This window comes from Bacillus cereus group sp. BfR-BA-01355, from assembly GCF_022663675.1.
GTDB lineage: Bacteria > Bacillota > Bacilli > Bacillales > Bacillaceae_G > Bacillus_A > Bacillus_A thuringiensis_S.
Genome location: NZ_JAKUFY010000352.1, coordinates 1 through 337, shown reverse-complemented (window position 1 = coordinate 337; position 337 = coordinate 1). Strand labels below are relative to the sequence as shown.

Sequence of the window (337 nt, the reverse complement as noted above, 5' to 3'; positions counted from 1 at the left end):
TTCGACCCCGGTCGGGACCGCCATTTTAATAAGGCTCGGTAGCTCAGTCGGTAGAGCAGAGGACTGAAAATCCTCGTGTCGGCGGTTCGATTCCGTCCCGAGCCACCATTTTGAAGTCGCAAGCCGGCTTAGCTCAATTGGTAGAGCAACTGACTTGTAATCAGTAGGTTGGGGGTTCAAGTCCTCTAGCCGGCACCACTTTCAAAATGAGCCATTAGCTCAGTTGGTAGAGCATCTGACTTTTAATCAGAGGGTCGAAGGTTCGAATCCTTCATGGCTCACCATTTTCAATTTTATGCGGGTGTAGTTTAGTGGTAAAACAAGAGCCTTCCAAGCT

3 tRNA genes are annotated in these 337 nt (G+C 49.3%); all 3 read left to right on the top strand.

Annotated elements, in window-relative coordinates:
• Positions 1-32: 32 nt before the first annotated feature.
• Positions 33-108 (top strand) — tRNA-Phe (locus tag MR167_RS32010).
• A gap of 14 nt (positions 109-122) precedes the next feature.
• Positions 123-198 (top strand) — tRNA-Thr (locus MR167_RS32005).
• Between the two features lie 10 nt (positions 199-208).
• Positions 209-284: transfer RNA gene (locus MR167_RS32000), tRNA-Lys, on the top strand.
• Positions 285-337 lie beyond the last annotated feature (53 nt).